Raw genomic sequence first — 19,631 nt, forward strand, 5'->3', positions numbered from 1 at the left:
CTGCCCTGTCGGAATGGCGGTCGGCAGCAGGGGAGCGGTGGAGGGCCGGGGCGGACGATCGAGCGGGGGAGCCTTCGGTGGGGGACCAGGAGGAGCGCGGCAGCGGACCCGTATCGGTGACGCGTTCATCGCCGAGTCCGCGGGCGTCTCGGTGCCCACGGTGTCGAAGGTGCTCAACGGCCGCACCGGAGTCTCGGACGAGACCCGTGCCCGCGTCGAGGGGCCGATCCACCAGTACGGCTACCGCAAGCCTCCCAAGAGTCGCAGCAACCTCGTCGAGCTCGTGTTCCGCGAGTTCGAGAGCATGTGGGCGGTGGAGATCATCCGCGGTGTGGAGCGCGTGGCCCGCAGGAACCGCGTCGGCGTGCTGGTGTCGGAGTTCGGACTCCGTGAGCCGGTCGGCAGGACCTTCGACGACACCGTGGAGCGGCGTCCCCGGTGCGTGCCGTCGGTGGCGCAGTTGTCCGAAGCGGAGCGGACACAGCTGACGGCGAAGGGCATCCCGTTCGTCGTCTTCGACCCCGTCGACGAACTGCCCGACGGCGTGCCGTTCGTCGGGACCACGAACTGGCGCGGCGGTCAGGCGGCCACCCGGCACCTGCTCGACCTGGGGCACCGGCGCGTCGCCATGATCAGTGGGCCGGATCACTCCTTCTGCCGCGCCCGGCTCTCCGGTTACGTCTCCGCCCTCGCCGAAGCCGGCCTGCCGATGGAGCCGGAGCTGGTGGTCAAGACGCAGCTCACGCGCGAACACGGGTACGCCGCCGCGCGTCAGCTGCTGTCCCGCCCCGCTCGCCCCACCGCCGTGTTCACCGCGAACGACATGCAGGCCCTCGGGGTCCACCAGGCCGCGCGCGAGCTGGGCCTGCGCATCCCGGACGACCTAAGCGTGGTGGGATTCGACGACGTCCCGACCGTGGCTTGGGTGGATCCCCCGCTGACCACCGTCCATCAGCCGCTGGCCGAGATGGCGGTGGCTGCCACCGAGCTCGCCCTGGCGCTCGGCCGGGGTGAGGCGGTGCCTCAGGTCGGACTGGAGATCGCTACCGCTCTCACCGTCCGGGAGAGCACGGCTCCGCCCAAGACCGTGCACTGACCTGGGTCATCAGGCCGATCGTGGTGCGTAGTCGAACCAGTCGAAGTGGACCGGCAATGGCGCGGGATCGCCCCCCGATACGACAAGACCATCGAGACGTACGAAGCAGCCGTCACCCTCGCCTCACTCCTGATGTGGGCGTGACATTTGACGACAGAACCTGAGGCAGTCGGGTCAGGCGCCGGCGGAGGGCGCCGATCCGGTGCTCGACCGCGCCGTCAACTTGGGTGCGATGAGCACGACTTCGTCGGTGCCGCGGCCGTCGAGTTTGGCGACCAGACGCTCTACCGCGTGCCGGCCCATCTCCTGTGCGGGGATCGAGACCGAGGTCAGCCGCACCGAGGCCTGTACGGCCACCTGGTCCGGGCAGACCGCGACCACCGACACGTCCTCGGGCACGGCGCGGCCCTGCTGGCGCAGCAGGGCGAGGAGCGGCTCGACCGCCTGCTCGTTCTGCACGACGAACCCCGTGGTGCCCGGGCGCTCGTCGAGAATGCGACCGAGGGTGACGGCCATGGCGTTGTAGCCTCCTTCGCACGGCCGGTGCAGCACCCTGACGCCCAACTCCTGTGCCCGGGACCGAAGTCCGTCGAGGGTGCGCTCGGCGAAGCCGGTGTGCCGTTCGTAGACCGCGGGGGCCTCGCCGATGACGGCGATGTCGCGGTGGCCGAGCATCGCCAGATGCTCGACGCACAACGCGCCGGTCGCCTTGAAGTCGAGGTCGACACAGGTCAGTCCTGAGGCGTCGGCGGGCAGTCCGATCAGCACGGACGGCTGGGCGGTGCCGCGCAGCAACGGCAGCCGCTCGTCGTGGAGTTCGACATCCATGAGGATCACCGCGTCGGCGAGTCCACTGCCGGTGACGCGGCGGACGGCGTCGGGGCCCTCCTCGCCGGTCAGCAGCAGCACGTCGTACCCGTGCGTCCGGGCCGTCGTGGCAACCGCCACCGCGATCTCCATCATCACCGGCACATACATGTCGGTGCGCAGCGGGACCATCAGCGCGATGATGTTCGACCTGCTGCTGGCCAGGGCCCGCGCGCCCGCGTTCGGGTGGTAGCCCAGCTCGCGGATGCTCTGCTCGACCCGCAGCCGGGTGGTCCCGGAAATGGGCCGCTTGCCGCTGAGGACATAGCTCACCGTGCTCGCCGACACGCCGGCGTGCCGGGCGACTTCGGCGAGGGTGGCCATCCAGCTCTCCCAGATCGATCAAGCGCTTCGATAGTGTGTGCGTATGGCTTCCGCGTGAAATGCACGCTAACCCTAGTGTCAGCCTGGGCGCGTGTCCACGGTACGTCGATGCGCTTCGATGCTCCGCTCTCCCCATTGTGGACGGCTGGTCGCTAGGGCGGCCCACCTCGACGACGCGGGTGAGCCGTCCAGGTGAAACGGCGCCACCAGGTGCGGACCGCGTCCGGAGTGATCCGCAGCCGCCGGGGACTGGCGGCGCAGCGCTGACGAGGGCTCCGCACCGGGCGTGGACAGCGGCCTCCGGTGCTCCTGACGCGTCCGAGGGAGTCGGGTGCATGTCCGGTAGATGAGGTCCTGCGGGGCGACCGAGTCGCCCTGCAGCAGTTCCACCGCTCCGCCGAGCCCCTCCACTCGGCTGGAGGCTGGTCACATACGTGCCGTCGCCCCGTCGAACATCCAGGACCCGCGCGACGGCCAGCGCCTCGACCGCTTCCCGAGCGAGGTTGCGGGACAGTCCAGCTGCGCGGCCAGGCCCGTACTGGGATGCGTGTACGGCGAGGCGATCACGGCGGTGGGCAGGATGGTCCTGTGCGCCGCACAGACCTCGGCGATCGCCCGAGCTCGGGCGACGAGAGCCGGCGGCGCGCCTGGTGGTCGTACGTCATGCCCTCGGCGGGCCGGTCGCGGGAGAGCGGTCCCGAGGGTCGCCCCGTACGAGGAAGCCCTGTCGACGCCGCGCGGATTCCGACTCGGGGAAGAAGCCGAGCACCAGGCACGGCGCTGCGACGGAGACGGCTGCGGAGAGTGGACCGCTCACGGGCACACGGTCGACTTCTGCCGAGGAGAACTCCCCGGCTTCCACCCCACGATCGCCCTGCACGTGGCACTGCACGACCCTGCTCGCGTCCTGCGGGAGGTCGAGGCCAAGCGACGCGTGCTCGCCCGCCATGTGCTCAGTCCAGCCACCGGCGACCCCGAACTACCGTGGGACAACCGCGATGACTGCCAGTACGACGGTGACACCTGGCCATGCGACGACCTGCTCGACCTCGCGTCACGCCGATCACCCTGACTACCCCCGACGAGCCTGAGGATGATGACGACTAGGTCTTGTCCGTTCGACCGGGCCGTCCGCTTGTGGCGGCGCCATCTGTCACCCGAAGGACTTCCGCCGAACCTCAGAGCCCGCGGGCGGCAGCGGCTGTCCGTGGCGAGGTGGATCTCGGTGGTCGGCCCGCCGCGGGACCGGCCGAGGACCCGGTGGTCCGGCTCGCCGGCCGGGACCCTTTGACGGGCCCCGGCGGCGTGCTGGTGGACGCGGGCGATGGTCGAGTCGACCGCGACGACCAGGTCGAGGTCACCTTCCGCATCGGCCTGGGTGAGCGGAGCGGTGAAGACCTTCTCCGGGTGCCGTCGGCGGCCCACTTCCGCAGCCGGTTGTGGGCGCCCTTCCACGACCCGAAATGCTCAGGCAGGTCCATCCACGGCGCGATCGCGTCGATCACCTGTCGGTGATCACGCCACCGCCCATCCCGCTTCGGTGTGTCCGACGACAACGGCTCGATGCGTGCCCACTGGGCGTCAGTCAACGACACACATCAACCAACGACCGGATGATCCGAAGGAAACAGCCTATGAGGCGGTACGGGCGACGGGATGGAAGTTGATGCGCTCGCGCACCACGGGGAATCCTGCCTTGGTGAAGTTCGCGGCCATGGGGAAGTTGCCCCGGTCCGTGGCTGCGGTGACGACCTCCGCGCCCTGTTCCACCAGGAAGTGGGTGCACTCGGCAAGGAGGTCGTAGGCGTAACCCTGGCCGCGGTGTTCCGGCAGGACGCCGATGAAACCGATGGTCGGTCCGGAGGGGTTGTGCGCCGGGATGTGGATGCCGGCCAGTTCGCCTTCCGGGGTGCGGGCGAGCTGCCACCATTCCCGCGGGGACGGGCACCAGTGGAAGAATTCCAGTTCTTCCCGCGCGGCCTGGTCGAGGCCGCCCTCCTCGACGGCCTTCAGCGCGTGGGCGTCCAGCGTGGCCGCGTGGATGCGGCGCAGCGCGTCGAAGAAGACAGCGTCGTCGGGCTCGGGGCCGAAGACGAGGCGTCCGGGCCGCTCGGGCAGCCCGCGTTCCGGGGTCCAGCGGTACAGGAAGCGTTCCGCCAGGAGCTCGTAGTCGGCGGCCCGGGCGGCGGCGAAGCGCGTCTCGGCGGCAGCGACCAGGGCGGGGTGCTCTCGCCAGTCGCCGGGCAGGTTGAGCTCGAGTTCGACCTGCCACGGGGCGGAGCGCAGGAGTTCGGCCCCCGCGTCCACCTCTCCCTCGGCGACGTCGAACCAGTTGAGGTTGACGGGTTCCTCGTCATCGGGGCCGCCCCACCAGGCGCCGCGGGCGACGACGGCGCCGTCCCGCAGGGCCACCCGCTTCCAGCGGGGGCGGTGCGTGGTCCGCTGGTGCGCGGCACGGGCGTTCAGCGGGTCGGGGTGTGCGTCGAACAGATGGGCGTCGCTCTCGTCGAGCGCGCGGATGACCGTGTCGGTCATGGGTTCCTCCGGGATGCGTACTGCAGGAGCGCTCCCGTCGGATCAGTGGTGCCACACCGGGGTAGCGGGGAGGGAGCGCTGGATGGTTGAGAACTGCACGGCACTCGCCTCCTTCCGTTCGTCTCACGCGGCGTGGTCCGGAGCCAGACGTTACTTGATCACCGAAGGTCCGTCCACGGAATTTGCGAACCGTGCCGACGAAGCCCCGAGGTCGGCCCTTTCCGGTCTTGCCGGATGAGCCCGGCCCGCCCAGCACGGCACCTCGGCGCGTTGTCGGGGCCCCAAGTACGCCCAGTGCACGGGCGCCTCTCCGCCTTGCGACGCACCACACGCGACGCCCCGGGTCATTCGGCAAGATCCTTCGACGGACGACGGCGCGGTGCACGAGGTGCATTCGAGCAAACGCGGTGCACGAGGTGCACTCGCTCAAACGCGGTGCGGCCACTGTGACCCGGCTGTGCCCATCCCGCCGCAGTTCGTACGCGTCCTCCGCCCTGAGAAGCTCAACCGTCACTCAGCGTGGCCGCATCCCGCAAGCTGTGTCAGCGGCCCCGATTCGGAAGACGTTTCCCAGGGCTGCGGCGTGCGGGTTGCTCACGCGAAGCGGCAGCGCCGGGGGCCGGTTCATCAGTAGCGATACGCGGCTGTCGCGATCTCGACGAAGGACCGGATCAACGGGTTGATGTCACCGTCGTTCCACGCCACGACCACCGGGCTCGGTGCCATGTCGGCCAGCGGTACCACGGTGAACTCCGGGGGCAGGTCGTGACCGAGCGGGGCCAGGCCGACCGTGCCGTTCCACAGCACGGTCTGCAGGCATTCGTTGACGGCACGGACCACGGGACCCTCCCGCGGTCTGCCGCCGTTCCAGTACGACTGCCAGACAGGGTCGGTGCCCAGCGGGAACCGGAACCAGCGGCGGTCGCCCAACTCGGCCAGCCGCAGGCTGCGGCGGCGGGCCAGTGGATCGTCGGCGCGCAGGACCACGCCCACCGGATCGGTCCGCAGCGCACGCACCGTCAAGGCAGTCTCGTCGAACGGCGCCCGAGTCAGCGCGATGTCGACCAGCCCGGCGCGAAGCCCGCAGGTCGGGTCGGTCAGATCGGTGTCGCGGATGCGGATGTCGACGCCGGGGTGCCTGCGGCGGTAGGCGGCCGCCAGCCGGGACACTCCGGGGTCGGTGCCGTCGCCCAGGATGCCGACGGTGATGGTCGCGACGCCCGCTGCTGCGCTCACGCGTACCCGTACGCGATCGGCATGCTCGAGCAGAGCTCGCGCCTCGTCGAGCAACACCATGCCCACCGGAGTGAGCGTGACGCCGCTGGGCGAACGGGCGAACAGCAGGGCCCCGGCCTCTGCTTCCAACTGCTTGATGGCCCGGCTCAGCGGTGGCTGACTCATGTGCAGTCGGGTGGCGGCCCGGCCGAAGTGGAGTTCCTCGGCGACCGCCACGAAGTAGCGCAAGGTACGAAGCTCCACACTGCAACGATACCCACGAGGTATCGGCGCCGCGGGACAGGTCTTGGACACCGGCAGGGCCCTGGCGGTGCACTCGTGAGCATGAGCGAAGTAGCCGGCAGCAGCGAGCAGCAGACCGACCCCGCCGTGTCGGTGGTGGGTCCCGGAGACGGCGAGACGATCATTCTGGGCACCACGCGCATGCGCGTTCTGGAGGACGGCAGCCACACCGGACACCGCCTCGCGATCGCCGAATCCGTCCTCGCCCCGCACACCCAGGGGCCGCCGCAGCACCTCCATCGCCAACACGACGAGGGCTTCTACATCCTCTCCGGCACCGTGCGGTTCACCGTCGGGGACGAGGACCACGACGCCACCGCGGGCACGCTCGTCATGGTCCCGCCCGGCACCCCGCACACCTTCGCCAACCCCGCCGACCAGCCCGCCGTCATGCTCAGCACCTTCACCCCCGACCTGTACGTGCAGTACTTCCGGGACCTCCAGGAGGTACTGGCGGCCGATCGGCCGCTGACGCGACAGGCCAACATCGACGCGATGAGCCACTACGCGACCGAGCCCGCCACCGACCTCACCTGAAGCCGACGGCCGGCACAGCCCGGCCGCCCACTTTCGGCCGCGGAACCGCGGCGGTGGCGCCCGACCTCCCGCGGATGCGCCCCCTCGACAACGGACCGGTCTCACTACAGGGCTCGACGGGCTCTCGTGAACCGGTGACCCATGAACGGAAGACATGAACATCGCCTACTGGATCACCGCGGGACTTCTCGCCCTGTTCTACCTCTACGCCGGCACGCTGAAGGTGACCCGCGACCGCGATCAGCTCCGACCGATGATGGCCTGGGTCGACCGTGTACCCCTGCCCGCGGTCAGGACTCTGGGGACGCTAGAAGTGCTCGGCGCGATCGGTCTCGTCCTGCCACCCCTGACCGGCATCGCGCCCTCCCTGGTACGGGCCGCCGCCATCGGCTTCGTGCTCCTGCAGACCGGTGCGATCGCCGTTCACCTGACCGGCGAAGACCGCCGGATCGCACTCAACGTCGGGCTCCTGGTCACCGCGGTCGTGACCGTCTGGCTGTCCACCGCGCCGTGATCGAGGCCGGCTCGGCACCGACCACACCGGAACACCGCGCGACGGCATCGAGGCCCAGACCGCACAGGCGATGCGTAACGTGCTGCCCGTCCTTGCCGCCGCGGGGAACACGAGCAGGGCCGGCGGCCGTTTCGAGAATCGCCATCACTGGTCCACGGCTGCTGTCCGCCTCCGTGCCTGGCGCGTCGGAGAGGGGCCGAGAGGACATGCCCTGGCGTCTGAGGTATGCCTTTTACGTGCACTCCCTCAGGCGAGACTTCGTTCCCCGTCCTTCACGGCGTGGTGGGCGGCGGTTGCTGCTGGCCGCGCCGTTCGCACTGATCGTGGCGGTCACGGTGGTGGACGTCCTGGTCCCGCCCGACGTGCACCTGGGTCCGTTCCTGATCGCCGCGCCCGCGGTGACCGCGTCTTTCGCGGGTCCCCGGGCGACGGCCTTCGTGGGGGCGGTCGCGGTCGTCGCGCAGACGGTGGTGGCCGTCGCGCGGACGAGCGTCTCGGACCTCAACCACACGTACCAGATCGTCGCCCTCGTCCTGATCTCGATCATCGCGACCTTCTTCGCCCACTTGCGCGAACGGGACGAGAATCGGGTGGCACGCCTGCGTTCGATCGCCCATGCCGCCCAGAGCGTCGTTCTGCCGCCGCTTCCCGAGCGGGCAGGGCCTTTGCGTATCGCCTCGGTCTATCTGGCGGCCGAGGAGGAGGCGCAGATGGGTGGCGACCTGTACGCGGCGGCCCGAACGGCGTCCGGGACCCGGCTGCTGATCGGCGATGCCCGCGGCAAGGGACTCGACGCGATCTGCGAGGCCTCGCTCGTCCTGGGCGCCTTCCGGGTCACGGCCCGCCGCGAACAGGGGCTGCCGGGACTGGTCGGACAACTGGAAGCGGGAATCGGCTCGGTCGAGCGGACTCACGGGGTGACGGCGGCCCCTCTCGACGGCGCCGACGAGGCCTTCGTCACCGCGCTGGTGCTCGACATCCCCGATCACGAGCCGGTGGTACGGCTCGTGAACTGCGGGCACCCCCCGCCGCTGCTCCTCAGCCAGGGGCGGGTGATCCTCCTCGACACGGCGCACACGAGTCCGCCGCTCGGGCTCTCGGACGTCCTCGCGGCGGACGCGACGGTCGAGACGTTCCCCTTCGGCGTCGAGGACGTGCTGCTTCTCCACACGGACGGAGTGACAGAGGCACGTGACCACTCGCGCGCCTTCTATCCCCTGACAGAGCGGCTCGCCGCCTGGCCGAGTGACGACCCGGCGATCCTGCTCGACCGGCTGCGGGCCGACCTCCAGGCGTACGCCGGCGGCCATCTCGGCGATGACGCGGCGCTTGTCGCGGTACAGAGGATCGCGCCGGAGGCGTAGGTCCAGTGACCTTTCGGGCCGGCTCGACGGGTACACGAGCGTGACGATCAGGTGCGACCGGTTCGACACACCTATCGCCCGCCGCGGAGCTCAGCCGGACCTGATCCGCTCCACATCGGCGTGGCGATCAGCAAGGACGAGGACGGGCGGCTCCGTCCACCGTCCCCGGATCGTTGCCTCGTGCCCCATATCGCGCTCACCCCCCCGGAGGGGCGAGGTCCGGTGGAAGGGACACCACCCGCCGGCACACCCGGTGAGGTCCTCGCCCGGTGGAGAGCACGGCACCGACACCGCCGAACCGACGACCGTACGCGCCCGGGAAGCGGCCCGTGCCCGTAGCCGTGGCTGCGGCATATCCGCACCCGCCCGGAGGGGGTCGTCCTTTTCCTGCGCGGTTTGCATAGGTGGCATGTTTTGCCACCGATCTTCGGTGGGGCGGTATCCAGCCGTGTCGCGTTCATACGACGTTCGCCCCGGCCGCTCAGTCTCACGGCCATGAACAAGGCAAGTCTCTCCGCGACCGCAGTCGTCTCCGCTCTCGCTCTCGGTCTGGGGCCTGAGGCTCGCCGACCGGCTCGTCAAGCTCTCCGGAACGGTCAACCTCCGGGACGCCGGCGGTTACCGCACCGAGAACGGCCAGTGGGTCAAGATGGGTGAGGTCTACCGCTCGGACGCCCTCGACAAGCTGACCGCCGAGGACCAGGCCACGCTCCGGCGCCTGCGCATCAGGACCGTCTTCGACCTGCGCGTGGCGGACGAGCGCGCCAAGGCCCCCGACAAGGTCCCCGCCGGCGCCGACTACGTCGTCGCCGACGTCTTCGCGGGCTCGGGCGCCTTCCGGGGCATGCCGAGGACTCTGCCGAGGCCGGGCAGTCGATGATCGACGCCGAGAAGGCCATGGTCAGCGGCGACGGCGGCGAGAAGGCGTACAGCCAGGTGTTCGACGGCATACGCGAGGACGACGCGCGCTCCGTGCTCTTCCACTGCACCGCGGGCAAGGACCGTACAGGGTGGTCCAACGCCGTCCTGCTGACCGCCCTCGGCGTTCCGCGGGACACCGTCATGGCCGACTATCTCGCCAGTAACGCCTACCGCAAGGCCGCCAACGACGCTCTGCTCGGCCACCTCCCGCCCCAGCAGGCCGCCGTCTACAAGCCGCTGCTCGACGTCCGCGCCGAGTACCTCAACTCCGGCCATGACGAAGGCGAGGCGAAGTACGGCTCCTTCGACCGCTACCTCAAGGACGCCCTCGGCATCGACCTCCGCGAGCTCAAGCACCTGCGGAAGGACCTCCTCATCGGCTGAGCCCGGGGCATGGTCCAAGGCGGGCAGTCGGAAGCGGGCTTTCGCAGCGCCACCATGACTGACCATCGGCAACCTCATTCGGGCAGGCCCCACACAGGGGCCTGCCCCACGCACGCCTCACCGCAGGACGACGCAGCCGCGCTTCTCAAGCTGGGCCGGTAGCGCCGGGGGAGAAGCGCAGGGGTTCCAGCGCAGGTCCACATCGCCCGGGCAGCCGGGCCCACGGGCCAGTGAAGCGCGAGGCGTTGAGCAGGCCGAGGGCCGCTTCCGGTTCGCCGTCGACAAGGCGAGAGAGGTCCGCGACTCGGCGCTCGGGACCACTTCGGTGCCGTACAGCCGGATGGACTCCAGCAGCCGGCTGTACGGCATCGGCCCCATCCCGTACTTCAGGTCGAGGCGCGAAGCGCGCAGGTCCTTCATCGTCCGTGCCACGTTCGCGGCGACCGTGGCCGCTGAGTCGACGTACAGGAGCCGTGCCCGAACTCGTGCTCGTAGAACTAGCGGGTGATCGGCGGGAAGCCCTGTTCGTACCGGGCTTCGAGTAGGTCCTGAAGTACGCCCAGTCTGCTCGATCGCCTCCTCGTCAGTGGCCGCGATGTGTCCCGGCGAGTGCACACCGGTGGGGCGCTCCGCGACGCCGCGACAGGGGTGGGCGCCACCGGGATCGCATCCTCCGCCACTCACGGGCGGGGTATCGCTTCCGGGGGTGTGTTCGGTGATCCAGCGGGTGGGGCCAGGCCAGCGGCCTCGGCGGGGCCGGCGCCTCTCCTGAACCACGGCAACCCTTGATCGGGATCTCGGGCCCCTGACCGGCGCCCGCATGTAACAGGCATTACATCTAGCCATTACAGGCATTGATGTGTAACTTCTGGGACGTCGGCGGAGATGATTCCGCTCGCTTCGGACGTCCGAGAGGGAACGACGTTGATGTACATCTCTGCGCCCCGCCGCGGGGCGACGGCCGTACTGGCCTGCACGGCTCTGGCGGTGGTCTCCGGCTGCGGTGCGAGCGGTGCCGGCGGTGGTGAGCCCGTGGCCGGGGGCAAGATCGCCGGGGTCACGGTCACGCGGGACGCGGCCCTCCACGAGGCCCTGCCCGAGCAGATCAAGAAGGCGGGCGCCGTGCGCGTGGCGACGGACGTCCCGTACCCCCCGTTCGCGATGTTCGTCACCGAGGGGGAGAGCGAACTGACCGGTCTGGACTACGATCTCGGCCAGGCCCTGGGCGCGAAGCTCGGCGTGAGGTTCGCCTTCACCGCGACGAAGTTCGACGGCATCGTGCCCGCCCTCCAGGCCGGCAAGTTCGACGCCGCGATGTCCGCACTGACCGACAACAAGGAGCGGCAGAAGGTCGTCGACTTCGTCGACTACTCCCGCTCCGGCTCGGGCATCCTGGTGGCCGAGGGCAACCCGGCGAAGATCAGCACGCTGGACGACCTCTGCGGCCGGAAGGTCGGCGTCCAGGCGGCGACCAACCAGTACAAGTTGCTCATGGCCCACCAGGCCACATGCCGGGCGACCGGCCGACAGGTGGCCGACATCCAGACCTTCCCCAAGGACTCCGACGCCCAGCTCGCCCTGCGCTCCGGCAAGGTGGCCGCGGAGGTCGTCACCAAGCCCGCCGCCGGCTGGTCGGCCAAGACCGCCGACGGCGGCAAGGCCTTCGACCTGGCCGAGGACCCTGAGGCGCCGGCCGGCTACCGTGCCTCGCCCAACGGCATCGCGGTCAGCAAACGGCTCCCGCACCTGACCGAGGCGATCAGGCGGGCGCTCCAGGCGCTGATCGACGACGGCACCCTCACCAAGATCTGCGACAAGTACGGCGTCGCCTCCATCGCCGTGAAGGAAGCCACCAAGAACGCGGCGGTGGACTAGAGATGACCACCACCACCCACGTCGGCACACCGCACACCGGCGAGACCCTCGCACCCGACACCTTCGAGATCGTCCCCGTCCGCCACTGGGGCCGTTGGATCTCCGCGGTGGCCGCCGTCACCGCGCTGGCCGGCCTCATCGGCTCGCTCGCGAAGAACGGCAACCTGCACTGGGACGTGGTCGGCCACTACCTGTTCGCCGGGCTCATCTTCGACGGACTGGCCACCACCCTGTGGCTGACCGCCGCCGCGATGACCCTCGGCCTCGTCCTCGGCACCCTCGTGGCCGTCATGCGGCTCTCCGGCAACCCGGTCCTGTACGGCCTCTCGTCGCTGTTCGTCTGGGTCTTCCGCGGCACCCCGCTGCTCGTACAGATCATCTTCTGGGGTTACGCCGGAGCCCTCTACCAGCACGTGATGATCGGCATCCCGTTCACCGGCGTCACCTTCTTCCAGGCCGACACCAACACCCTGCTCACCCCGTCCGTCGCGGCCCTGCTCGCGCTCGGCCTGAACGAGGCCGCGTACGCCTCCGAGATCGTCCGCGCCGGGATCCGGTCCGTCGACCCGGGGCAGACCGAGGCGGCCCACTCGCTCGGCATGCGCCCGGCACTCACCATGCGGCGGATCGTGCTGCCCCAGGCGATGCGGGTGATCATCCCCCCGCTGGGCAACGAGACGATCAACATGCTCAAGATGACCGCCCTCGTGTCGGTGATCGCGGCGCACGACCTGATGTCCAACATCCAGGACGTGTACGGGCAGAACTACCAGGTCATCCCGATGCTCGTGGTGGCGTCGCTCTGGTACCTCGCACTGGTCACTGCCCTGGGCGTCCCGCAGGCGTGGCTCGAACGCCGCTACGGGCGCGGCACGGCCCGCGGCGTCGAGATCTCCCCCCTACGACGCCTGTGCGCCGGACCCCTCACCGCCCTGCGCGGCCGCACACACAAGGAGGAGGGCCGTTGAACGCGCCCATGGTGCACGCCGAGGGCGTGCGCAAACACTTCGGGAAGCTCCAGGTCCTCAAGGGCATCGACCTGACGGTCGAACGCGGTCAGGTGTGCTGCCTGCTGGGGCCCTCCGGGTCCGGCAAGTCCACGTTCCTGCGGTGCATCAACCATCTGGAGAAGATCGACGGAGGACGGCTCGCCGTCGACGGCGAACCGGTCGGATACCGGCCGCAGGGCACCCGCCTCCACGAGTTGCGTGAGCGCGAGGTCGCCGCCCGGCGGCGCGACATCGGCATGGTGTTCCAGCGGTTCAACCTCTTCCCGCACATGACCGCCCTGGAGAACGTCATGGAGGCCCCCGTCAAGGTTGCCGGCGTCGCCAGGGACCGGGCCCGCGACGAGGCGAGGACCCTGCTGGAGCAGGTGGGGCTCGCCGACCGGGAGGGTCACTACCCGGCCGAGCTCTCGGGCGGCCAGCAGCAGCGCGTCGCCATCGCCCGCGCCCTCGCCATGAAGCCGAAACTGATGCTGTTCGACGAGCCGACGTCGGCGCTCGACCCCGAACTCGTCGGCGACGTCCTCGACGTCATGCGCCGGCTCGCGGACGACGGCATGACCATGGTCGTCGTCACCCACGAGATCGGCTTCGCCCGCGAAGTCGCGGACCTGGCGGTCTTCATGGACGAAGGCGTCGTCGTCGAATCCGGTGACCCCCGACGGGTCCTGGCCGAACCGGAGCAGGAACGCACCCGCGCCTTCCTGTCGAAGGTCCTGTGAGCGCCCCGTCCCGGCAGCAGCCCCTCGACGAAGTGCTGCTGTCCCTGTCCCACGCACACCGGGCCCGGTACCTGGAAGACCTGGCCGAACTCGTCACGATCGACTCCGGCTCGTACAGCGCCGACGGCGTCAACCGGGTCGCCGACCTGGTCCGGGCCCACCTCGAGCGTCTGGACTTCTCCGTGGAACGCGTCCCGCTGCCACCGGCCCAGGGACACCGCACCGGAGATGTGCTCATCGGCCGCAAGCAAGGTCGCCTCGCCGTCGCCGACGGAGGCCGCAGAATCCTCCTCGCCGCGCACATGGACACCGTCTTCGACGACGGGGCAGCCGCCGAACGCCCCTTCTCCCTGCGCGGATCCCTCGCCCACGGACCCGGCGTGAGCGACGACAAGGGAGGCCTGATCGCCGGCCTCGCAGCCCTCGAGATCCTCGCCTCGGCAGGCATCGAGGACTACGCGGAACTCGTCTTCCTCGCCACACCCGACGAGGAGATCGGCTCACCCGCCAGCAGGCCGGTCACCCGGCGGGCGGCAGAAGGGGCGCACTACGCCCTCGCCCTCGAATGCGCCCGGGAGAACGGCGACCTGGTCATCGCCCGCAAGGGTGTGGCCGACTTCAGGCTCACCGTCACCGGCCGCGCCGCACACGCGGGCATCGAACCCGAACGCGGAGCGAACGCCGCCCTGGCAGCCGCCCACCTCGTCATCGCCATCCAAGCGCTGAACGGCGTGTGGGAGGGCGTCACCCTCAACGTCGGCGTCGTGCGCGCGGGCAGCCGTTTCAACATCGTCTGCCCCGAGGCGGAACTCCTCGTCGAGGTCCGCTCGGCCACGGACAGTGGCATGCGCGCGGCCACCGTCGCCCTCGAGGAGGCCGCCTCGAGGCCTGTCGTCCCCGGCACCCGCGCCACCGTCGAGGAAGTCGCGTCCTGCCCGCCGATGGAAGACACCGCCGTGTCCCGCCGGATGCTCGACCGGGCCCAGGACATCGGCGTACGCCTGGGCCTGACCTTCGGCGGCACGGCGACGGGTGGCGTGGGAGACGCCAACACCATCGCCGGCACAGGAGTCCCGACACTGGACGGTCTGGGACCGGTCGGCGGCGCCGACCACACCCCCGAGGAGTGGCTCGACGTCAGTACGGTCCCGGCCAGGGTCGCCCTGCTCGCCTCCCTCATCGCCGACCTCGGCGACAGCCGCAGCGACTGACGCTGCCCCCCGACGCTCCCGCACCGGTTCACCGCGCCGTTGCCCGGTGCGGGAGCACCCACCGCCCCCATCGGGCCGCGGGGCCGCGAACGCGGCTCAGACGATCGGCATTAGGCTCGGCACGCGGGCCGCACGTCCGCCGACGACCGAGAAAGGAACCCGCGATGGCCTCCGGCGTACTCGCCGACGTGATCCGGCACAGGCTGGGCGACCTCAGCCCGGCGGAGCGCAAGGTCGCCCGCGTCCTTCTGGCCAACTACCCCTCCGCCGGCTTCGAGACCGTCGCCGTCCTCGCCGAACGGGCGGGCGTCAGCGCCCCCACCGTCATCCGCTTCGTCAACCGGCTCGGCTACCGGGGCTTCCCCGACTTCCAGACCGCCCTGCGCGAGGAACTCGACGAACGCAACGCCTCGCCCCTGTCCCTGTACGAATCCGCCGACCGCACCCGCGCCGACAAGGCACCGGACGGCGAAGCATCCCTGCTCGAACAGGGCAGCAGACTGTTCAGCGGTGCCGTCGCGCAGACCCTCACCGAACTCCCGCCGCACGACCTGGAACACGCCGTCGCACTCCTGGCCGACGGCAAACGGCGCATCACCCTGACCGGTGGCCGCTTCACCCATCTCCTCGCCCAGTACCTCGGACTGCACCTCATGCAGTTGCGCGGCGACATCCGGCTCCTGCCCGCGGGCGACGTCGAGCGGACCGCGGCACTCGGTACGCTCAGCCGCCGCGACGTCCTGGTCGTCTTCGACTACCGGCGCTACGAGCAGGACAAGGTCACCATGGCCCAACTCGCCCTCGAACAAGGCGCGAAGGTCATCCTGTTCACCGACCGATGGCTCTCCCCGGTCTCCGCGCACGCCGAGGTCGTCCTTCCCAGCCTGGTCACGACACCCTCACCGTACGACAGCTTCGTCCCCACCCTCGCCGTGATCGAGACGGTCGTCGCCGGAGTCGTCACGGCACTCGGCGACGATGCCCCCGCACGCCTGCGGCACACCGAGGAGATCGCCCGACGCCTCGGACTGCAGTGACCCGCGGCACCGAACATGGATACTCTCCTCGTTCCTGTCGAGGGGCGTATCGGTCGGTCACTGCGTACCTCGGCACGGAGGTGTTCGCCGCCGTGCTGAGGGGTTCACGGGAGGCCCGTCCCGTGACGTCAGGCGGCTGCCGGGAGCCGTGGACGCGCGTGGTGGGGCCCTGTCAGGAGCGGTCCGGCGAGCAGGCGGTGCAGGGCACCGGCCCCGCTCCTGAGCCGCTCGCGCAGCCGCCGACGATCCAACACAAAGCATCCTCGCAGCCAAGATCCCCGGCAACACGCGCTGAGCGACCATCAGCACGTCGCCCCCCAGGTGGACTTCGGACGCGTCTGCAGACCGACCCGTCCGCCTCGCAGGTAGTGGGGCTGATGCGCCGGGGCCGCAGGCCCAACACCCTGGCCCGCCTAGGCGAGGCCATCGAGGTCATCCGAGACCTGGCGGAGGGGCGTGAGGCGACAGCGGACCGCGGTGGTCGCCGTCTTCACCCCGATGTGGACGGGCGAGTGCGCAGGAGGTTCTGCCGTCTGGTGACGAGTCGTCGCCATCGGTTGCGGGTGGTCTGTTCGTCGTCGAGCCAGCGGGGCGGGGTGTGGTCGCGGGAGAGGGGGAGGTCGGCCATGAAGTGGACGATGTCGATGGCGTACGCGTGCATGCCGCCGCGGGTCTGTTCGCGGAGCCGGCCGAGGGTGTCGGTGAGGGCTTGGTCGTCGTCGAGGACGGCCTGGTGGAAAGCGGCGGCGATCTCGAGGGTGGGCAGTTTCGAGATCAGGCCCGCGCTGTCGAGTTCCGCGCGCAGGGTGCGGACGCGGTCGTCGACGGTGTCGTGGCCGGCGTCGCGGACCAGTGCGGCGATCTCGGTGTTGATGGTGGTGGCGCGGAGGTCGAGTCCGGTCAGGAGGTGGCATGCCAGGTCGAGTTCGTCGTCGGCCAGGCGGGGGTCGGTGAAGGCGATGGCCATGGCGCGTTTGGCTTGGTTGTGGGCTGCTTCGCCGCGGACGGCGTGCTGTTCGGCCTCGGTGCGTCCGGCGAGGTAGGCGGCGGCGGCGCGTTCTGGCTCGCCCTGGAGCCAGTACAGGCCGCCGAGGACGCGCTGGTGGCGGCCTTCCCATCCGAGCTGCTGGGCTGCGACGTGGGCGGTGGGGAAGTCGCCGGCCAGGTGGGCGGCCTTTGCGAGGCCGCGGCGGGCGGCGGCAGCCAGGCGGCCGCCGCGGTCGGCGACGTACTGGTAGTCGCGGCGCGAGGCCTCCGGGTGTCCGATGTCCCGCCCGGCTTTCGCCCGGTAGTAGACGGCCATCTCGGTGAGGTCGTCGCCCAGCAGGCCCGCGTCGATGAGGCGGGTGAGCTTTTCGACGGTGTGCCTGCGGTGTTCGCGCTGGCGGCGGGCGAGCGTGGAGAGCATGTCGACGATCACGTCGGCCGGCGTGGCCGCGCCCACGCCCTCGGAGTGCTCGGGGCCTTCGGGGCCGGTGGTGATCGGGGCGGCCAGGGTGATGGGCTCCCACACGGAGTCGCCGACGTAGGCGAAGGCGGCGTCGGTGAGCCAGCCGGGGGAGAGGTGGAAGTCACGGGCGAGCGCGAGGCCTTGGCGCAGGCATCCCACCAGCAGCAGCCGGTCGCGTGTGTTGGTGTGCCACTGCTCGCCGAGCGCGGTGAACGCGCGCTCGGCGGCTTGCTGCCAGTCGGTGGGGCTCCACCGGTCGTCGGTGGGGTCGTCGGCGGTGCGCAGGGTGGAGCGGATCAGCGCGTGGAGGTGGTAGGGCCACAGGCCGAAGGGGTGGTGGCGGATGAAGGGGCGCTCGGTCAGGCGCAGGGCGGCGGCCTCGTGGGCGAGGCCGGAGGCCTTGGTCGCGAGCGGGATGTCGAAGGAGTCGAAGAGGGTGGCCGAGCGCAGGACGTGCCTCTCGTCAGGGGTGAGGTCCTGCAGGGTGCGGGAGATCAGTGCGGGGAAGTCGGCGTCGAAGTCCGCGGGGGTGGGCGTCTGTCCGGTGCGGTGCAGCTGCAGGACACGCATGACCGCGAGGTCGAGGTAGAGCGGCAGCCCGTGCGAGCGGTCGCTGATCACGTGGCGCAGGCCGGCGTCGATGAGAGGCCGGCCGTTGCGGGTGAGGCGGCGGGCGAGGTAGCCGTCGCAGTCCTCGGGACTGAAGTCGCCGATGAGGACTTGGCGCTCGGGCACCCAGGGCGAGCCGGCGGTGCGCGGGGCGGGCACCCCGGTGGCGCGATCGGTGAGGTCCGGCCAGGCGGCCGGACCGGTGTAGTCGAGCTGGCCGGCGAGCGCGTCCTCGGCCCATTCGAGGCGGGAGCGACCGGTGAGGACGAACAGGGCGTTGGGCATCAGCCACACGACGCGCTGCAGAAGCCGCTCCATCTCGCGGCGGGTGCGGTCGCCGGTGTCCTCGAACGTGTCGAACAGGACGACCGGCACGACGCGTTCGCCCGGCAGCCGGGCGATCTCCCAGGCGAGCAGGTGCGGGTAGTAGGAGAGCGTGTCGAGGCCGGGTTCGGCCTCCAGCAGGTCGGCGAGCCTGCGGCAACCCGACAGCGCGCGTACCGTCTGGCGTCGCTCGCGCAGTGCGCCGACGAGTGAGCCGACGACGTCGCCGACGACCGTGCCGATCGTGCCGGGCAGCAGAAGCGCCTGGGCGACGTCGGCGAGCGCGGACTTCATCTGCTGCGGCAGTGCCTGCCCGAACGCGCGGGCCAGGCCGCCACGGCTCAGGTACTCCTCGAGCGGCTCGCCCGGGTGGACGGCCTCCCAGTAGCGGCGCAGGGCGATGTCGAAGGCGGGCAGAGGCCGCCCGATCTGGGTGAGGGCCAGGCGCAGAGTGAGGACGATCTGCTCGAAGTCCATACCGGCCGAGCGGGCCAGGTCGATGCGCACGGGCACGACACGGATGCCGGGCGGGGCGGCCTCCGGCCAGTGCGCGGGTCGGCCGGAACCGGCGAGCGCGGTCTCGATCTTCCGCGACAGCGTGGACTTCCCGATCCCCCCGACGCCGTGGAAGTGCAGCACGTTGCGACGTGGCGCCTCCAGGTCCTCGACATCGAACCCCGGCGCACTCACCTGCTGCAGGTGAGTGGTGAGCGCGGTGCTGACGTGAGCCCACTGCGCCTGTCGGTTGGTGAACGCCTCGTCGGCACTCAACTCCTGGTCGTTCGAACCGAACAGCATCCGCAGATCCCGCGCCACACCCGCCCCCAAAGGATGATCACTGCCGGGAGCAACCTGTGCGCCGGCGCCCAGCCGTCGGCCTTCTTCCAGCAGCCCACCCGGCCGGTGGGCATTGTCTCAGCCAGGAACAGGGACAGCCAACACGCCTGACGAGCTCGTGCACGGTAGGCGGTGAGACGCCGAGGCCGGGATTGGTCGGTTCCGGGGCGGAGTTTTCGTCATCCCCACCCTCGCCCGGCTCGGCGGGCTGCCCCCGGTCATCGCCGTCGGCACCTCCCTCCGGGGCATCGCCATGAACTCGTTCTCCGGACTCGTCGGCCACCTCGCCGGAGTCCAGATCGACTGGGGCGCCCTGGACAGGGACGAGAACGGCCGGGACCTGTTCATCACCGCCCGAGTCACCCAGTGCTGGGGCGTGAGGCCCTCAGGACGCGGCAAGTCGCTCTGGGCCGAACGAACCGTTCCTCACCGCGTCACACAACTCTGAGCTTGCACACCGCCGTTCCCCGGACCTGCCTGTGAGCCCGGTCCGGCAGGG

19 protein-coding genes and 2 pseudogenes are annotated in these 19,631 nt (G+C 70.5%); 14 read left to right on the forward strand and 7 right to left on the reverse strand.

The window, feature by feature from the left end:
• The first annotated feature begins 13 nt into the window (after positions 1 to 13).
• A complete protein-coding gene (locus ACN9M0_RS35280) occupies positions 14 to 1,096 on the forward strand; it encodes a LacI family DNA-binding transcriptional regulator (protein WP_426404906.1) in 1,083 nt (360 codons plus the stop codon).
• A 174-nt stretch (positions 1,097 to 1,270) separates the two neighbouring features.
• Here the strand turns inward: ACN9M0_RS35280 and ACN9M0_RS35285 are convergent, their stop codons facing one another.
• Positions 1,271 to 2,287: a LacI family DNA-binding transcriptional regulator gene (locus ACN9M0_RS35285; protein WP_366039308.1), complete on the reverse strand. Its 1,017-nt coding sequence runs from the start codon at positions 2,285 to 2,287 to the stop codon at positions 1,271 to 1,273.
• Between the two features lie 345 nt (positions 2,288 to 2,632).
• A pseudogene (locus ACN9M0_RS35290) lies at positions 2,633 to 2,804 on the reverse strand (GntR family transcriptional regulator); the annotation flags it as partial.
• A 63-nt stretch (positions 2,805 to 2,867) separates the two neighbouring features.
• Here ACN9M0_RS35290 and ACN9M0_RS35295 point away from each other — a divergent pair.
• Positions 2,868 to 3,359 (forward strand): DUF6221 family protein, encoded by a 492-nt coding sequence (locus ACN9M0_RS35295; RefSeq protein WP_426405372.1) that lies wholly within the window; start codon positions 2,868 to 2,870, stop codon positions 3,357 to 3,359.
• A 106-nt stretch (positions 3,360 to 3,465) separates the two neighbouring features.
• On the opposite strand, the gene ACN9M0_RS35300 is transcribed toward ACN9M0_RS35295, so the two are convergent.
• From ACN9M0_RS35300 to ACN9M0_RS35310, 3 genes are all read right to left on the reverse strand, one after another.
• On the reverse strand, positions 3,466 to 3,882 hold the full coding sequence (locus ACN9M0_RS35300; protein WP_426404907.1) for a transposase: 417 nt from the start codon (positions 3,880 to 3,882) through the stop codon (positions 3,466 to 3,468).
• Positions 3,883 to 3,919: 37 nt separating this feature from the next.
• The gene (locus tag ACN9M0_RS35305; RefSeq protein ID WP_426404908.1) at positions 3,920 to 4,822 is read right to left on the reverse strand and encodes a GNAT family N-acetyltransferase; all 903 of its coding nucleotides are present in this window, start codon (positions 4,820 to 4,822) and stop codon (positions 3,920 to 3,922) included.
• A gap of 627 nt (positions 4,823 to 5,449) precedes the next feature.
• A complete protein-coding gene (locus ACN9M0_RS35310) occupies positions 5,450 to 6,301 on the reverse strand; it encodes a LysR substrate-binding domain-containing protein (RefSeq protein WP_426404909.1) in 852 nt (283 codons plus the stop codon).
• A gap of 81 nt (positions 6,302 to 6,382) precedes the next feature.
• Between ACN9M0_RS35310 and ACN9M0_RS35315 the strand changes: the two genes are divergently transcribed.
• The 5 genes from ACN9M0_RS35315 to ACN9M0_RS35335 all read left to right on the forward strand — a co-directional run bounded on the left by ACN9M0_RS35315 (position 6,383) and on the right by ACN9M0_RS35335 (position 10,060).
• Positions 6,383 to 6,877 (forward strand): cupin domain-containing protein, encoded by a 495-nt coding sequence (locus ACN9M0_RS35315; protein WP_426404910.1) that lies wholly within the window; start codon positions 6,383 to 6,385, stop codon positions 6,875 to 6,877.
• A 154-nt stretch (positions 6,878 to 7,031) separates the two neighbouring features.
• Entirely contained in the window at positions 7,032 to 7,391 is a 360-nt protein-coding gene (locus ACN9M0_RS35320) for a DoxX family protein (RefSeq protein WP_426404911.1), read from the forward strand.
• Between the two features lie 206 nt (positions 7,392 to 7,597).
• Entirely contained in the window at positions 7,598 to 8,755 is a 1,158-nt protein-coding gene (locus tag ACN9M0_RS35325; protein ID WP_426404912.1) for a PP2C family protein-serine/threonine phosphatase, read from the forward strand.
• Between the two features lie 556 nt (positions 8,756 to 9,311).
• Positions 9,312 to 9,635, forward strand: a complete 324-nt coding sequence (locus ACN9M0_RS35330; protein ID WP_426405373.1) for a tyrosine-protein phosphatase — start codon at positions 9,312 to 9,314, stop codon at positions 9,633 to 9,635.
• Positions 9,632 to 10,060, forward strand: coding sequence for a tyrosine-protein phosphatase (locus tag ACN9M0_RS35335; protein WP_426404913.1), 429 nt, complete (start codon positions 9,632 to 9,634; stop codon positions 10,058 to 10,060). Before ACN9M0_RS35330 ends, ACN9M0_RS35335 begins: the two co-directional genes overlap by 4 nt.
• Positions 10,061 to 10,177: 117 nt before the next feature.
• On the opposite strand, the gene ACN9M0_RS35340 is transcribed toward ACN9M0_RS35335, so the two are convergent.
• The gene (locus ACN9M0_RS35340) at positions 10,178 to 10,480 is read right to left on the reverse strand and encodes a hypothetical protein (RefSeq protein WP_366039318.1); all 303 of its coding nucleotides are present in this window, start codon (positions 10,478 to 10,480) and stop codon (positions 10,178 to 10,180) included.
• A 507-nt stretch (positions 10,481 to 10,987) separates the two neighbouring features.
• Between ACN9M0_RS35340 and ACN9M0_RS35345 the strand changes: the two genes are divergently transcribed.
• The 6 genes and pseudogenes from ACN9M0_RS35345 to ACN9M0_RS35370 form a co-directional block, all read left to right on the forward strand.
• Entirely contained in the window at positions 10,988 to 11,935 is a 948-nt protein-coding gene (locus ACN9M0_RS35345) for an ABC transporter substrate-binding protein (protein WP_366039319.1), read from the forward strand.
• Positions 11,936 to 11,937: 2 nt separating this feature from the next.
• Complete coding sequence (locus ACN9M0_RS35350) at positions 11,938 to 12,903, forward strand: amino acid ABC transporter permease (protein ID WP_366039320.1); 966 nt, start codon at positions 11,938 to 11,940, stop codon at positions 12,901 to 12,903.
• An 8-nt stretch (positions 12,904 to 12,911) separates the two neighbouring features.
• On the forward strand, positions 12,912 to 13,664 hold the full coding sequence (locus ACN9M0_RS35355) for an amino acid ABC transporter ATP-binding protein (protein WP_366039369.1): 753 nt from the start codon (positions 12,912 to 12,914) through the stop codon (positions 13,662 to 13,664).
• Positions 13,661 to 14,875 (forward strand): M20 family metallopeptidase, encoded by a 1,215-nt coding sequence (locus ACN9M0_RS35360; RefSeq protein ID WP_426404914.1) that lies wholly within the window; start codon positions 13,661 to 13,663, stop codon positions 14,873 to 14,875. The genes ACN9M0_RS35355 and ACN9M0_RS35360 overlap by 4 nt, the downstream gene beginning before the upstream one ends.
• Before the next feature lie 164 nt (positions 14,876 to 15,039).
• Positions 15,040 to 15,912, forward strand: coding sequence for a MurR/RpiR family transcriptional regulator (locus tag ACN9M0_RS35365; RefSeq protein ID WP_426404915.1), 873 nt, complete (start codon positions 15,040 to 15,042; stop codon positions 15,910 to 15,912).
• A 386-nt stretch (positions 15,913 to 16,298) separates the two neighbouring features.
• Positions 16,299 to 16,427: pseudogene (locus ACN9M0_RS35370) on the forward strand (TIGR03842 family LLM class F420-dependent oxidoreductase); the annotation flags it as partial.
• On the opposite strand, the gene ACN9M0_RS35375 reads toward ACN9M0_RS35370, so the two are convergent.
• Positions 16,403 to 19,093, reverse strand: a complete 2,691-nt coding sequence (locus ACN9M0_RS35375; RefSeq protein WP_426404916.1) for an ATP/GTP-binding protein — start codon at positions 19,091 to 19,093, stop codon at positions 16,403 to 16,405. The pseudogene ACN9M0_RS35370 and the gene ACN9M0_RS35375 overlap by 25 nt on opposite strands.
• A gap of 292 nt (positions 19,094 to 19,385) precedes the next feature.
• Between ACN9M0_RS35375 and ACN9M0_RS35380 the strand changes: the two genes are divergently transcribed.
• A complete protein-coding gene (locus tag ACN9M0_RS35380) occupies positions 19,386 to 19,580 on the forward strand; it encodes a hypothetical protein (RefSeq protein ID WP_426404917.1) in 195 nt (64 codons plus the stop codon).
• Positions 19,581 to 19,631: the final 51 nt, after the last annotated feature.

This window comes from Streptomyces sp. R-07 (genome assembly GCF_049913175.1).
Classification (GTDB): domain Bacteria; phylum Actinomycetota; class Actinomycetes; order Streptomycetales; family Streptomycetaceae; genus Streptomyces.

What these genes read in the sequence shown, in the direction of transcription:
- ACN9M0_RS35340 (WP_366039318.1), bottom strand. Translation starts at nt 10,480, where the DNA reads ATGAAGGACCTGCGCGCTTCGCGCCTCGACCTGAAGTACGGGATGGGG.
- ACN9M0_RS35305 (WP_426404908.1), bottom strand. Translation starts at nt 4,822, where the DNA reads ATGACCGACACGGTCATCCGCGCGCTCGACGAGAGCGACGCCCATCTG.
- ACN9M0_RS35365 (WP_426404915.1), top strand. Translation starts at nt 15,040, where the DNA reads ATGGCCTCCGGCGTACTCGCCGACGTGATCCGGCACAGGCTGGGCGAC.
- ACN9M0_RS35295 (WP_426405372.1), top strand. Translation starts at nt 2,868, where the DNA reads ATGGTCCTGTGCGCCGCACAGACCTCGGCGATCGCCCGAGCTCGGGCG.
- ACN9M0_RS35320 (WP_426404911.1), top strand. Translation starts at nt 7,032, where the DNA reads ATGAACATCGCCTACTGGATCACCGCGGGACTTCTCGCCCTGTTCTAC.
- ACN9M0_RS35380 (WP_426404917.1), top strand. Translation starts at nt 19,386, where the DNA reads ATGAACTCGTTCTCCGGACTCGTCGGCCACCTCGCCGGAGTCCAGATC.
- ACN9M0_RS35285 (WP_366039308.1), bottom strand. Translation starts at nt 2,287, where the DNA reads ATGGCCACCCTCGCCGAAGTCGCCCGGCACGCCGGCGTGTCGGCGAGC.
- ACN9M0_RS35375 (WP_426404916.1), bottom strand. Translation starts at nt 19,093, where the DNA reads ATGCTGTTCGGTTCGAACGACCAGGAGTTGAGTGCCGACGAGGCGTTC.
- ACN9M0_RS35280 (WP_426404906.1), top strand. Translation starts at nt 14, where the DNA reads ATGGCGGTCGGCAGCAGGGGAGCGGTGGAGGGCCGGGGCGGACGATCG.
- ACN9M0_RS35335 (WP_426404913.1), top strand. Translation starts at nt 9,632, where the DNA reads ATGATCGACGCCGAGAAGGCCATGGTCAGCGGCGACGGCGGCGAGAAG.
- ACN9M0_RS35345 (WP_366039319.1), top strand. Translation starts at nt 10,988, where the DNA reads ATGTACATCTCTGCGCCCCGCCGCGGGGCGACGGCCGTACTGGCCTGC.
- ACN9M0_RS35315 (WP_426404910.1), top strand. Translation starts at nt 6,383, where the DNA reads ATGAGCGAAGTAGCCGGCAGCAGCGAGCAGCAGACCGACCCCGCCGTG.
- ACN9M0_RS35350 (WP_366039320.1), top strand. Translation starts at nt 11,938, where the DNA reads ATGACCACCACCACCCACGTCGGCACACCGCACACCGGCGAGACCCTC.
- ACN9M0_RS35355 (WP_366039369.1), top strand. Translation starts at nt 12,912, where the DNA reads ATGGTGCACGCCGAGGGCGTGCGCAAACACTTCGGGAAGCTCCAGGTC.
- ACN9M0_RS35325 (WP_426404912.1), top strand. Translation starts at nt 7,598, where the DNA reads ATGCCCTGGCGTCTGAGGTATGCCTTTTACGTGCACTCCCTCAGGCGA.